This window comes from Ensifer adhaerens (genome assembly GCF_020035535.1).
GTDB lineage: Bacteria > Pseudomonadota > Alphaproteobacteria > Rhizobiales > Rhizobiaceae > Ensifer.
This window is the reverse complement of record NZ_CP083351.1, coordinates 437,101-449,556: the sequence shown is the minus strand read 5'-3', so window position 1 is coordinate 449,556 and position 12,456 is coordinate 437,101. Positions and strand designations below refer to the sequence as shown.

Below are 12,456 nucleotides of genomic sequence, written 5' to 3'. Positions count from 1 at the left end.
CATGCGCCGCCTCTACCTGACAAGGTGCTAAAGTGAAACTGAGCACACCAAAACTCACGCCGGCCCGACGCCAGGCACTGGCAGCCAATCATACCCAGCCGGCCCTAGGCCGTCTGATCGGCCGCTGATCGCGGATCAGCCGCCATTCATCTCGCGTAGTCTTGTGACAAACTGTTGGGGTCTCAGCCAGATACCAGGTGTCTTATATCCCATGGAGCGGGCAATATCGGCCACGAAAGCGTTGCAGTTATAGAGCGACGCGTGCCAGAAGTGGGCTTTGGCTTTGAGCTTTCGGATTTTGGCGACGACGTCGCGGTATTGCGCTTCAGTCAACATGACGCGCCAGCTCGCGGACCTGTATTGCTCCTCAAGATCACCGTCGCTTGCGCCCGTTTCTGCAGGTACCGGCAAAAGATGCCCCAGCACGTAGGGAGCGGTGTCGCTTGTTGCTGGAGCCAGTCCCGCGACTTCCGGATTGACCATTGCTCCGGACTCGTTCAGGCGGCCAAAGACCACATAGGTATGACCGTAACTGAGCGCATAACGGGAGCGGAATTCGATGAAATAGCCCTGATCGCGTTGTTGCGCTGGACTGCCTGCAATGGTTGAGACATAGCGTGGCTGCGGGCTTTTGTCTTGCGATTGACACGCGGTAACCGCCAGGGCGGTTATGACGGCGAACGGAATGCGACCTAGTGAGAGCGTCATTACTGCGCCATATCTCCTGAATTCAGATGAGCGCTTGAAGCGGCCATCTTGAGCGGCTTGCCACCGCAGCCGCGATCAGACAGGGCGGGGAGGACCGTGAGGCCCTCCCCGAACCAAGGTCAGCCACTATTTGTAAACGGGCGCAGGTTCCGCTGCCACTGGTGGCGGCGCTTTACCCTTACCTTTGCCGATTGTTCCGCAAGCCGAGAGGCTAGCAACGGAAAGCAACGCAACTGTTACGATTAGAATTCTGCTCATCAATATTTCCTTCCCTCTGTGATCGGAATGGGTATTCGAAGGCAACATTCATAGTATTAGTAGCAATTCAAGATTCGGCCTAGTGCGGAAAGGGCACACTCGTCAGTCCATTTATCATTACCGAACTTTGAAGAGTTCGTCAGAAGTATGTCAGCCCTATTCCAATACCGCTCTAACATAGAGGGCGCCATCAAATGATCAATACCTGCGTTCCAACCGGAGTTCGCGCGTAAAGATCAACGATATCGTCGTTTGTAAGCCGGATGCAGCCGTTGGAAACGGCGTGCCCGATTGTCCAGGGTGCGTTGGTGCCGTGCAGACGGAACTTGGTGTCCTGCCCGTTGCGATAAAGATATAGAGCGGATGCCCCCAACGGGTTGTGAGGGCCGCCGGAAACGCCCCCGGCGTATTGCGCCAGTTCCGGTTTGCGGCGGATCATGCTTGCCGTCGGCGTCCATGATGGCCACTCGGCCTTGCGCCCGACAACGGCGCGGCCCTTGAGCGTCAGGCCCTCCTCGCCGACACCGATGCCGTAGCGCATCGCCCATCCGCCCTCTTCGATGGCGTAGAGGTAGCGTTGGTTGGTGTCGACAAGAATCGTGCCGGCTGGCTCATTGCCGTCGAAGCGGACATGTTGTTTTCGATAGCGCGGATCGACGCCGGGGGTGCCGGCATACAGGGAGGGAAAGGAAATGCGCTGCCAATTTGAACTGCACCCGGCCAATAGGCTAAGGCTGCCAACGAGGAGGAACCTCCGTGTAATGCGGTGATTGTCCATTCTTACCTGCTGAGAAAAATGGTACGCCCCGAATCGTCCATTAGACTTACAACACTTACCCGCCAAGCTGCAATAAACTTCGTCCGGGGACAGGATAGGAAAATGGCTTCTTGCCGACAGTCCCGCGAATTAGACGGAAAGCGCTGTATATTCCAAAAGAGGGCCTAGATGCACTGCGTGAATCGGGTCTAAAGTTGGCGCCATTCTTATGCGTTGCTGTGCTGGTCCGGTTGGAAGATCGGGTCTTCGGGTGCATTTCATAGAATGACTTGCGAAGACGGCGCGTTCGCGGAACGGCAAAGTTAGGAATGAACACATATGGATCTAGGCTTCGCAGGCAAGGTCGCGCTTGTGACCGGCGCGGGTTCGGGAATTGGTGCGGCAGTGTGTCACCAACTTGCTGCCGAGGGCGCCGAAGTCGTTGCCGCGGATGTTGATGCCAGCGCCGTGCGCCTGGTCGCCGACGAAATCCGTTCGAGCGGAGGCAAGGCCCATGATATCGCGGCCAATGTCGCCGATCCGGCCGCGGTGGAGCAGATGGTCACGTTTGCCGTGCAGACCTGTGGTGGCCTTCATCTTGCTGTCAACAATGCCGGCGTCCACGGGATCCGCCGGCCGATTGCCGACTATCCGCTTGAGAGCTGGCACGCACTCATGGATGTGAACCTGCACGGCGTTTTTTACTGCATGAAGCATGAGATTGCAGCGATGGCAGCGCAAGGCGGCGGCGCGATCGTAAACACTGCGTCCATTCTCGGCGCCGTCGCACTCCCGACCGCTGCCGCTTACACCGCCGCCAAGCACGCAGTGGTCGGACTGACCAAGGCGGCTGCGATCGAGTACGCTCGAACGGGGATCCGCATCAATGCAGTCGCCCCTGGCTGGATCGACACGCCGCTCACTTCAGAAAGTGTCGATGTGGCAAACAGCAGGCGTATAATGTCTCTGCAGCCAATGGGACGGCGCGGCACGCCCGACGAGGTGGCTGCCTTGATCTGTTTTCTGTTGTCCGAGCAAGCGAGTTTCATCACAGGAAGCGTTCACCTTGTGGATGGTGCCTACACGGCGCACTGAGAAAGTCGCCTTTGGAACGCAACCTCAGTCTTGATCTCGCGACTGGTGCCAAGAAGTTGGAGGCTGTCGCAAGGCATTTGAACGACCAAAGGACCCTTGATCTGGCTGCGTCCGCCTTGAAAACTTACCCTGACGGGACTGCCCCGGCAGACACTTCGGCGTTCGACAAGGACCGGTGTTGAGCACGATCGAAACCGCAGTCAATTCCGCGACCATTATTGGAGCACGAATGCGAAGCCGATCTCAGCGACCGAACAGGTCGGATCAGCGCCCAACTCCGAGGCTGCCTGTTGCCTCGCAGCAGGTGCTGTAAGAGGTGCTGATCACTGAAAAAATGCGAAGCGTCCACTTCCAGCGCGTCGGCGATGGACAAGAGCTGGTATGGACTGACCCAGCTGACGCCCCGCTCGACGTCGCCCACTTGCCCGCCTGTCAGGCCAACTATTGCGCCCAATTCCGCTCGTGACATTCTCGACCTGATCCTTCGCGCGCGGATACGGATCCCGATATGGGCGACGACGGCTTCCTGCATTTGGTCCTTGGCGCCAGGATAAGAGGACAGCGTACCATCCGCCTATTTCTGTCCCGGCCCCTGCGTCCAGTGTGCTTCCGGTATACAGGATCCAAGATGTCGGTTGAGCTAGCGCAGATCGGCATCAATTGCCAATCGCGAAGATTCGGTGGTGTCATGCCCATTGCAAGGTCAATGAACCCCTCTTCCACGATCTTACGATATGCGCAGATCCAATGTCGAAACGCTGAGAGCCACCAGTCGCGACCAGTTGGTTCCCTGCCGCGTCGGGATGCATTGCTCCAATGTTGGGCGCTCAATAGGCAGGTAGGCCGGTCACGCGGGAAGGAACGCGCCCCCTTGGCCGATGTCTCGCGGTTGCCAATTGAGGAGTCCCTTCGAGAACCAAAACAGGGGCGTTTCGCCCGTGGCAAGAGAATGCCAACTGGGGGGCCCAGTTACCCTGGGAACGGCCAAACGAAGCGGTTCACCTAAGATTGTAAGCGTTCAAATTGGTCATGGATGTGTCAGATGGCGAACTCAATCTGCGAGGCTTATCCCGGGATATGCGAGAAAAGTCGCCTTCGATATCCGCGACCCACCCGCCTGTTGCGCGCGGCAAACGACAACCTTCTCCATGGCAACCGCCCATCCTCCGACCCTCCAGCGCCCACGACGGACGTTCATGATGGTGATGGTAGCGCTGCTATCCGGCTCGGATCTGCGATCTCAATCCTGGGATTGGCTGTTCTAACAGCCTATGCGGAGATAAGAGCCTCAGCAGAAGTCTTTTTCGGTATTTTCGGTCCGCATCTGATGGATGTACCGATGATGCTGTTGCGGTGACTGCAGGCTCTGCATAAACGGAACATGCAAGCATCCCCCTTGCGTCTTCACACCTGGCTTTCAATCCATTGCAGAAACTTGCGGATCGCCTTCTCGTTCGCGCGCCGTTCCAGGTGCACAAGGTACCATCCGCCCGGTTGCATGACCTGCGAGGCAAGCGGGACTGCAAGCGTACCGTTGGCAATATCTGCCTCGACCAGGAACTGGGGCACGACGACCAGCCCCTGGCCGTTGGCGGCCGCTTCGATTGCGAGCAGATTGCTGTCGAAGAGCGGCGAGGATTTTTGAGAGAGACCGCTCGCTCCGACGCTCGCCGCCCAGGCTGCAGCATCCTCGGCAGTGCCGCTGACCGATAGAAACGAGAAGTGCCTTAAGTCTTCGGGCGTATTGATGACCTTGGCAATGGCCGGAGAGCAGACGCCAACAAGGCGCTCGCGGCGCAGTAGCGTATATGCAAGGGTCGGCCGGTTCGGCGTCTTCGTGTAGATGAAGCCGATGTCGGCGCGGTCGGAATTGAACTCCCAGTCGAGCAGGCTCGCGTCGAGATTGACGGCAACCTCGGGGGAACTCTCCTTGAACGTCTGCATGCGCGGTATCAGCCAGCGGACGGCGACGGTAACATAAACCTGCACCGTCAGCGATACCGGCGTGTTCGTCTGGCGGATGAGGTCGGTGGCGAGCGCAACCTTGTCGAGCGCTTCCTGCACGACGGGAAAATAGACGGCTCCCTCCTGGCTGAGTTCGACCCGACCGGGAAGTCTGAGAAACAGCGGCGTGCCGAGATTGCGTTCGAGCGAAGCCACCTGATGGCTGATCGCCGACTGCGTGACCCGCAACTCTTCTGCTGCCGCCTTGAAACTCAACAACCGTGCCGCGGCCTCGAAGGCCCTGAGCGTCGTCAAGGGCGGCAATGTGCGGCGGACCATGCTTTCAAACCCACATGAATTTTACTCATGTAGACGTTAATTCTAATCGTTTGCAAGCAGCCGGCGCCATTTTCATACTCCCTGAATAATCCAAGAATGGGGAACCGAAATGAAACGGGATCTTATGAGAACCACGGCACTCGCCGTGGCCATGACCGGCTGTGCGCTTTTTGCAACCGCAGCCGCCGCTCAGCAGGCTTGCGTCCGGGTGCTCGGTTATGAATCCGACGGCGAGAAGCAGACGATGGACCCGGCAGCCCTCATCGGCACGGACAGCGTCTACCATATCCGTTCAGTCTACGAGCCGCTTGTCGACCGCAGCAACACAATGCAGCCCGTGCCTGTGCTGGCGGAATCCTGGCAAGCCAACGCCGATGCAACAGAATGGACATTTCACCTGCGCAAGGGCGTAAAATTCCACGACGGCACCGACTTCGACGCCCAGGACGTGGTCTACTCCTATCGCCGCCTGCTCGATCCGGCGATCTCGCCCGGTGGCTTTTCGACCCTCGCCTTCCTCGATCAGAACGGCATCACGGCGATCGACGATCATACCGTGCTCTTCAAGTTGAAGGAGCCGGTCGTCGAACTGCCGATGCTGATCGCAACCAAATATGCCTTGATGGTGCCCGATGGCGCCAAGTCGGAGGATCTTCGCACCAGGGGCAACGGCACCGGGCCTTTCATGCAGGAGACCTTCACCATCAATGGCCCAGTCCGCGTGATGCGGCGCAATCCGAACTACTGGCGTCCAGGCCTGCCGAAGGCCGAGTGCCTGGAGATCACTACCAGCCTCGAATCCACCTCGCGGCTTTCCGCCCTTCTGTCCGGCACCGTTGATCTCTCCCTGACGGTGGATCCGCCGAGCCTGATCACGCTGAAGGACAATCCAGCAGTCGAACTCGTTGCCACACCGGGCGCGACGTCCCTTTATCTCGCCGTCTGGACCGACACGCCGCCCTTCGACAACGTCAAGGTTCGCGAGGCCCTGCGGCTGGTGATGGACCGGCAGAAGATCCTCGATACGGTGCTGCTCGGCTATGGCGAGGTCGGTGGCGATACGCCGATCCCGCTCTCCTCCCCGCTCGGCCTCGGCGTGCCGGCGAAGGCTGTCGATGTCGAGAAGGCCAGGGCGCTGCTTGCCGAAGCCGGCCACCCCGATGGCATCGACTTCGATCTCTACACGTCGGATTCCTATCCGGGCATGATGCTGCTGGCGCAGGTCTATGCGCAGATGGCCGCAGAAGCTGGCATTCGCGTTAACGTGATCACCTCTCCCGCCGAGGGATACTGGGACACCGTCTGGCTGAAGAAGCCGGCGGTCATCTCCTACACCAGCGCCCGCCCGCCGGCAGAAGCCCTGACGCTGTCGCTGAACAGCAAGTCCGAATGGAACGAGACGCACTGGAAGCGGGACGATTTCGATGCGCTCGTCGTCAAGGCCGGGCAAACGGCTGATGAAACGGAGCGCAACAAGCTCTACCGCGATGCCCAACGGATCGTCGCCGATGAAGGCGGCATGATCCTGCCGGTCTTCACCTCGGTGGTCGCCGGTTTGCGCAAGGGCTGCTCGGGCTACCGGCCGAATGTCGATGTGAACCGTATCGACTATGCCGAGCTGACCTGCGGCAACTAGAGCCGCCCTCCCAACCCTCATGTCAACCCATCCACGGGACGAGCCGTCCCGTGGAAGAGGATAGCTGCATGACGATTTCCGCCCTGACGACCTTTGTGAACTCTTTTGCCGATGCGCTGGATCGCGATCAGCGCGCCGTGTCGCGATCGCACGCCGTCCGGCTGCGCCGGATTGCACAGCATCTGCCGCCCGTCACCGCCGTGCCCAAGGGACGCGTGCCGATCCAGGCCGCTTGCGAAGACGAGCTTGCAGCCTATGGCGGCACATCCGCACTCGCCCAGGCCCTTTGCGCCCTGCTGCCGGCTATCCATGTCACCCGCAGCAAGAGTTACCTGGCCAATCCGCCCAGCAGCGATTTCGGTGAGAACTACGGATACGGCGTGATTTGCGGACCCGACAATGGCGTGCCGGCCTTGATCGAGGATCGGGAACTCGCCTTCGGGCTGATGTTCCTAGGGGCCAAGACCCATTATCCGCTCCACCATCATCCCGCCGACGAGCTCTACTACACGGTCACCGGGCCTTCTTTCTGGCGGGCCGGAGACGCCGACTGGGACATGCGGGGCATCGGCGAAACCATTCATCACGCACCATGGGTGCCGCACGCCACGCTGTCGGCCGACAGGCCCCTGGTGCTTCTCTACATCTGGGAAGGCGATCTTGAAACGGATGCCGCCTTCATTCCCGACCCGCTGACCGCCAAGGCGGCCCTGCGCTCAGCCGGAGCGATCCCGAAATGAGTGTCGTCCGCCTCCTTGTCAGCCGGATCCTGTTTTCGGCCCTCACCCTGCTCCTGGTCTCGATCCTGATCTTCCTGATCCTCGAGGCGCTTCCCGGCGACGTCGCCACCCGCATTCTAGGACGCGACGCAACCGTCAAGGCGCTGGAGGTGCTGCGCAGCCAGCTCCATCTCGACCAGCCTGCACTCGTGCGCTATTTCCAGTGGCTCGGCGATTTCCTGCGCGGCGATCTTGGCGTGTCGATCGCGACCGGCCGGCCGATCGCCGACGTTCTGGCGCCTCGCATCCTCAACACGCTGCTTCTGTCGCTCCTGGCCTTTGCGATCTACCTGGTGCTGGCGCTCGTTCCGGCCGTCATCCAGGCAGTCAACCGCGGCAAGACCATCGACAACGTCATCTCCGTGATCACGCTGCTCCTGCTCTCGCTGCCCGATTTCCTACTCGCAACCATCCTGCTCTTCCTGTTCGCGGTCGCCGTGCCGATCCTGCCGGCGCTGGCGACGATCTCCGAGACCAGCACCTGGCAGGAGACGCTACGCGCCATGATCCTCCCTGCGGTGACGCTTGCGATCATGATGGCCGTCTATGCCATCCGCGTGTTGCGCGACAGTCTGATCGAGGTACTGCGCTCGGACTATGTGCGGCTCGCCGAGCTAAAGGGCCTCCGGCCCCGCGCCGTGCTCTTCCGTCACGCCCTTCCGAACGCCGTCGTACCCGCGCTCAACGTGACTGCGTTAAACCTCGGCTTCCTGATCGGCGGCGTTGTCATCGTCGAGCGGGTGTTTTCCTATCCAGGCTTCGGCACGTTGCTGATCGACGCGCTGCAATTGCGCGACATTCCCCTCATCAAAGCGACGGTAGTGATCAGCGCGGCCGTCTACGTCGCCGCCAACCTGGTAGCGGACGTGCTCGCCGTCCTGCTTCAACCGCGCCTGAGGACAAGCCGATGACCATGACGACGTCCAACCTGCCCGCACGATCCGCCTGGTTCGACAAAGCGCTCTGGCGTGCGACGCCCGGCCCCTTCAGGGTCGGTGCGATCATTCTTGCCGCCCATGTAATGTTCGCGATCGCGGGTGCCTTCTGGACACCCTATGGCTTTGCGGAAATGGGCGCGGGGCTCCCCCTTTCCGGGGCGTCCCTTCACCATCCGATGGGGCTCGACCAGATCGGCCGCGATGTCTTCAGCCGTTTCATGTACGGCGCCCATATCGTGCTGCTGCTCTCCTTCGCCGGTACGATTCTGGGCATGGTCGCCGGTACCACGCTCGGGCTTTTGTCCGGCTATATCGGCGGCTGGTTCGATGAAATCACGCAGCGCGTCGTCGAGGCGACGATCAGCATTCCCTTCCTGGCGCTTGCACTTGTCATGATCATTGCGGCCGGCCCGGCGCTCGCCGGAGAACCGGTGCTCATCGTCTTCGTCGTTGCCCTTGTCTATGCGCCGCGCATTGCCCGCATCGCCCGCGCGGCGGCGATGGAGATCGCCACGCGCGAATATGTGGCGGTAGCGGAACTGCGTGGCGAAGGCACTTGGTCGATCGTCTTTAGGGAAATCCTTCCCAATGCCGCCAACGTGCTGCTCGTCGAGTTCTCGCTGCGCCTCAGCTACGCACCGATCCTGATCGGAGCACTCGGCTTTCTCGGCTTCGGCATCCGACCGCCGACGCCCGAATGGGGACTGATGATTAGTGAAAACCGCAACCTCCTGATCGTTTCCCCGGTGACGGTGTTCGGGCCCGGCCTCGGCCTCGCGTCGCTCGTCATCGGCTTCAACCTCTTTACCGACGGCCTGTCGCGCATGCTCGGCCAACGGCCCGTCGCGGGAGCGTGAAACATGAAAAAGCTCATCGAAGTTCGCAATCTCAACATCGCCTATGGCGGAGCGTCCGGCCTGACCAACGTGGTGCAGAACGTCTCCTTCGAAATCGCCCGGGGCGAAGCCTTCGGACTGGTTGGGGAATCCGGCTGTGGCAAATCGACAGTTGCCTATCGCCTGCTCGGATACGGCACGATCAACAGCTTCGTTCAGACCGGCGAAGTGCTTTTTGACGGCGTCGACCTCTTGAAGCTCGCGCCCACGGCATTGACACGCCTGCGCGGCAACCGCATTGCGCTCGTGCCACAGAACCCGACGACATCGCTTAGCCCCGGCATGCGGGTCGGTGCGCAAATCCGCGAAATGATCGCAACGCACAAGGCGCTGCCGGACGGCATCACGATGGGGCGCCGCATCATCGAGCTCTTTGCGCTCGTCGGGCTGCCGGATGTCGGTCACCGCTATCCGCACGAGCTCTCCGGCGGCCAGCAGCAACGGGTGACGATCGCCATGGCGGTCGCGTGCAATCCTGATCTTCTGGTTCTCGACGAGCCGACGACCGGCCTCGACGTCACCACACAGCGTCAGATCATCCACCTTCTTTCCGATCTCAGGGCTCGCATCGGCATGGCGATGCTCTATGTCACCCATGACCTTGCGCTGCTCGCCCAGATCGCCGATCGCGTCGGCGTCATGTATGCCGGCCAGCTGGTCGAAGTGGCGACAAGCGACAGGCTGCTTTCGGCCCCTGCCCATCCCTATTCCCGCGGGCTGATTGCCTCGATCCCGACGATGGACGGCGCCGACCGGCATCAGCGCGGACTGCGCGGCGTGCTTCGGCGTGATCAGATGTCGACCGGCTGCAAGTTCGCGCCGCGCTGTGATTTCGCAACGCCCGCCTGCCGCACGACACCTCAGCTCCTGGAGCCGATCGCCGATGCACGCACCGTCGCCTGCATGCGCTGGCGGGACGCGGCCGCCCAACATCAGATAGCCGTCTCGGCCGAGCCGAAAGGCCGGGCATCTGCGAGGTCGGAGCGGCTTCTTGCGGTCTCAGGCCTCCAGCTTTCCTATCGAAAACCGAGCATCGTCGACAAAATCCTGGGGCGTACGACCCTGCCGGTGGTGCGCGACATCGACCTGGAACTTGGGACCGGAGAAGTGGTCGCGCTTGTCGGGGAGTCGGGCAGCGGCAAATCGACGATCGCCCGGGCGATCAGCGGGCGGCTGCCGCCGCGCTCCGGAGCGATCACCCTCAAGGACGGTCCTCTTTCGCCGGCGCTCCATGATCGCTCGGCCGAGCAACTGCGCCAGATACAGTACATCTTCCAGAACCCCGACGCGTCGCTTAATCCCCGGTCCAGCATCCGTTCGATCCTCAAGCGCCCCTTGACGCATTTCGGCATTTCCGCAGAAGGCAAGACGCTTGAAACCGTGCTCGAAAGCGTCGGCCTTCATGCCGGCTATCTCGATCGCATTCCCGAACAGCTTTCCGGCGGCGAGCGCCAGCGCATCGCCATCGCCCGCGCGCTGCTCGTCAACCCGAAGCTTTTGATCTGCGACGAAATCCTGTCGGCGCTCGACGTGTCGGTCCAGGCCCGGATTGTCGAGCTTCTGCGGTCGCTGAAGGAAAAGCATGCCGTTGCTATGCTCTTCATTTCGCATGACCTGGCCGTCGTCCAGCAACTGGCAGACCGGGTGGCCGTCCTTTATCATGGCGACCTCATGCAGATGAGCAAGGCGGTATCCCTCCTCACCGCACCGCTGCATCCATATACGGAAATGCTGCTGGAAGCCGCGCCAAGCCTGCGCAAGGATGGGCATGTCTCTCGCCCGCCTTCTGCACCCGGATTGAAAGCAGCGCCGGGAATCGGCTGTCCCTTTGCCGGGCGCTGCCCGCGCCAACCCGGCAGCCTCTGCGCGGAAACACGTCCTCCCGTTCAGGAAACGGGAAGCGGCTTTGTCCGTTGCCACCTGCCCGTTGACGCTCTTGGGAGGCACGTCCCTTCGCCAAAACATATCCGATCATCCGCCGTCGAAGACGGTCGGCTCCAGTCCCTTTGAAATAACTGCCGGATGTGCCGGGTCGCGCCAACAACCGGGCAATGCTTTGCCTTCTCACCAGGTGTTTGGTCGGGCTGCCGCTCCATGGGGTGCTCGACCAGCGCCAGGTCTATCGCGCCTGTTAGGGCCGGCCGGTCGGGACCACATTAAATTGTTGTGGGACAGTGTATCCGGGTACTTGGCCTGAATTCGTCCTAGGAAAGGTCAAGCTCCCGGCCGCCTCCGGCCATCTGCTGCAGCCAGCGCGCGAAATGCACGACACGCGAATGAGCGAGGCGTTCTCCGGAAATGTCCAACCAGTAGCCGACCGGCCCCGTGACGACCACCGGATCGAGCTGAATGAGGCTTCCGGCCTGCAATTCGGCTTCGATCATGTTGCGGTCCACCACGGCAATCCCAGCTCCGGTCAGGGCCGCCTGGATCACCATGTCGAGCGTGGCGAACTCCATTGCGTTCTCGGGCAGTTCGCGCCGGTCGCGCTGTGTGGCGGCAAACCAGTTCTCCCAGGTCGGCAGGCGCCGTGATTGGTCGAGCACGTAGAGCAGGCAACTGCTGCGTAGCCGCTCTGGATCCTTTTCAAGCCCGGGCGCACAGACCGCGATATGCTGCTCGGTCATCAGCCGGGTGCTGGTGTGGCGCTCCCGAGGGCCAGCGCCGAAGCGGATCACACAATCAAAGCGGACATTCTCGTCGCCGCGCATGTGCAGCGACAGATCGAGATCAGGAAACCGCTGGCGGAAGGAGGCAAGCCGCCGCGCCAGCCAGCGCGCGGCGAAGGTCGGAGGAGCGAGAACCTTCAGGGTCTGGCGCGGCACGGTCGCACGCACCTCGCGCACGGCCTCGTCCATCAGGTCGAACGAAACGCTCAGCCGCTCGTGCAAGATCGCACCCACTTCCGTCAGCGCAACGCTGTTGCCGATGCGACGGAACAGGGCAACATCGAGCGTGCTTTCAAGTTGCCGGATTTGCCGGCTGATTGCACTCTGCGTTACGCCTAGGCGATGCGCTGCCTGCGTGAAGCTCAGACATTGTCCGACGACTGAAAAAGCCCGCAGAGACGTGAGGGATGGAGCAACCGACATCGCGGGCTATACCT

General features: G+C 61.2%; 12 protein-coding genes. 6 read left to right on the top strand and 6 right to left on the bottom strand.

Annotated elements, in window-relative coordinates; all coding sequences use genetic code 11:
* Positions 1–135: 135 nt before the first annotated feature.
* From LAC81_RS36785 to LAC81_RS36775, 3 genes are all read right to left on the bottom strand, one after another.
* Positions 136–708 carry a hypothetical protein gene (locus LAC81_RS36785; RefSeq protein WP_223730508.1) on the bottom strand — a complete coding sequence of 191 codons (573 nt, stop codon included), beginning with the start codon at positions 706–708 and terminating at the stop codon, positions 136–138.
* Between the two features lie 126 nt (positions 709–834).
* On the bottom strand, positions 835–966 hold the full coding sequence (locus LAC81_RS36780) for an ABC transporter (RefSeq protein ID WP_113540252.1): 132 nt from the start codon (positions 964–966) through the stop codon (positions 835–837).
* Positions 967–1,156: 190 nt separating this feature from the next.
* The gene (locus LAC81_RS36775) at positions 1,157–1,744 is read right to left on the bottom strand and encodes a L,D-transpeptidase (protein ID WP_223730507.1); all 588 of its coding nucleotides are present in this window, start codon (positions 1,742–1,744) and stop codon (positions 1,157–1,159) included.
* A 318-nt stretch (positions 1,745–2,062) separates the two neighbouring features.
* Here LAC81_RS36775 and LAC81_RS36770 point away from each other — a divergent pair, with 318 nt between their 5' ends.
* Positions 2,063–2,818, top strand: a complete 756-nt coding sequence (locus LAC81_RS36770) for an SDR family NAD(P)-dependent oxidoreductase (protein ID WP_223730506.1) — start codon at positions 2,063–2,065, stop codon at positions 2,816–2,818.
* Between the two features lie 124 nt (positions 2,819–2,942).
* On the opposite strand, the gene LAC81_RS38680 is transcribed toward LAC81_RS36770, so the two are convergent.
* Positions 2,943–3,350 carry a helix-turn-helix domain-containing protein gene (locus LAC81_RS38680; RefSeq protein WP_223730505.1) on the bottom strand — a complete coding sequence of 136 codons (408 nt, stop codon included), beginning with the start codon at positions 3,348–3,350 and terminating at the stop codon, positions 2,943–2,945.
* Between the two features lie 872 nt (positions 3,351–4,222).
* Positions 4,223–5,101: a LysR substrate-binding domain-containing protein gene (locus tag LAC81_RS36760; RefSeq protein WP_223730504.1), complete on the bottom strand. Its 879-nt coding sequence runs from the start codon at positions 5,099–5,101 to the stop codon at positions 4,223–4,225.
* 109 nt (positions 5,102–5,210) lie between these two features.
* Here LAC81_RS36760 and LAC81_RS36755 point away from each other — a divergent pair, with 109 nt between their 5' ends.
* The 5 genes from LAC81_RS36755 to LAC81_RS36735 all read left to right on the top strand — a co-directional run bounded on the left by LAC81_RS36755 (position 5,211) and on the right by LAC81_RS36735 (position 11,360).
* Positions 5,211–6,737: an ABC transporter substrate-binding protein gene (locus LAC81_RS36755; protein WP_223730503.1), complete on the top strand. Its 1,527-nt coding sequence runs from the start codon at positions 5,211–5,213 to the stop codon at positions 6,735–6,737.
* 68 nt (positions 6,738–6,805) lie between these two features.
* Entirely contained in the window at positions 6,806–7,477 is a 672-nt protein-coding gene (locus LAC81_RS36750; protein ID WP_223730502.1) for a dimethylsulfonioproprionate lyase family protein, read from the top strand.
* Positions 7,474–8,427 (top strand): ABC transporter permease, encoded by a 954-nt coding sequence (locus LAC81_RS36745; RefSeq protein ID WP_223730501.1) that lies wholly within the window; start codon positions 7,474–7,476, stop codon positions 8,425–8,427. The genes LAC81_RS36750 and LAC81_RS36745 overlap by 4 nt, the downstream gene beginning before the upstream one ends.
* On the top strand, positions 8,424–9,311 hold the full coding sequence (locus LAC81_RS36740; RefSeq protein WP_223730500.1) for an ABC transporter permease: 888 nt from the start codon (positions 8,424–8,426) through the stop codon (positions 9,309–9,311). Before LAC81_RS36745 ends, LAC81_RS36740 begins: the two co-directional genes overlap by 4 nt.
* Positions 9,312–9,314: 3 nt before the next feature.
* A complete protein-coding gene (locus LAC81_RS36735; protein ID WP_223730499.1) occupies positions 9,315–11,360 on the top strand; it encodes an ABC transporter ATP-binding protein in 2,046 nt (681 codons plus the stop codon).
* Between the two features lie 194 nt (positions 11,361–11,554).
* Here the strand turns inward: LAC81_RS36735 and LAC81_RS36730 are convergent, their stop codons facing one another.
* Positions 11,555–12,442 (bottom strand): LysR substrate-binding domain-containing protein, encoded by an 888-nt coding sequence (locus LAC81_RS36730; protein WP_223730498.1) that lies wholly within the window; start codon positions 12,440–12,442, stop codon positions 11,555–11,557.
* Between the last annotated feature and the right edge of the window lie 14 nt (positions 12,443–12,456).

Coding starts and splice junctions, on each gene's coding strand:
- LAC81_RS36745 (WP_223730501.1), top strand. CDS start 7,474: ATGAGTGTCGTCCGCCTCCTTGTCAGCCGGATCCTGTTTTCGGCCCTC.
- LAC81_RS36750 (WP_223730502.1), top strand. CDS start 6,806: ATGACGATTTCCGCCCTGACGACCTTTGTGAACTCTTTTGCCGATGCG.
- LAC81_RS36760 (WP_223730504.1), bottom strand. CDS start 5,101: ATGGTCCGCCGCACATTGCCGCCCTTGACGACGCTCAGGGCCTTCGAG.
- LAC81_RS36775 (WP_223730507.1), bottom strand. CDS start 1,744: ATGGACAATCACCGCATTACACGGAGGTTCCTCCTCGTTGGCAGCCTT.
- LAC81_RS36755 (WP_223730503.1), top strand. CDS start 5,211: ATGAAACGGGATCTTATGAGAACCACGGCACTCGCCGTGGCCATGACC.
- LAC81_RS36770 (WP_223730506.1), top strand. CDS start 2,063: ATGGATCTAGGCTTCGCAGGCAAGGTCGCGCTTGTGACCGGCGCGGGT.
- LAC81_RS36785 (WP_223730508.1), bottom strand. CDS start 708: ATGACGCTCTCACTAGGTCGCATTCCGTTCGCCGTCATAACCGCCCTG.
- LAC81_RS36780 (WP_113540252.1), bottom strand. CDS start 966: ATGAGCAGAATTCTAATCGTAACAGTTGCGTTGCTTTCCGTTGCTAGC.
- LAC81_RS36730 (WP_223730498.1), bottom strand. CDS start 12,442: ATGTCGGTTGCTCCATCCCTCACGTCTCTGCGGGCTTTTTCAGTCGTC.
- LAC81_RS36735 (WP_223730499.1), top strand. CDS start 9,315: ATGAAAAAGCTCATCGAAGTTCGCAATCTCAACATCGCCTATGGCGGA.
- LAC81_RS38680 (WP_223730505.1), bottom strand. CDS start 3,350: ATGCAGGAAGCCGTCGTCGCCCATATCGGGATCCGTATCCGCGCGCGA.
- LAC81_RS36740 (WP_223730500.1), top strand. CDS start 8,424: ATGACCATGACGACGTCCAACCTGCCCGCACGATCCGCCTGGTTCGAC.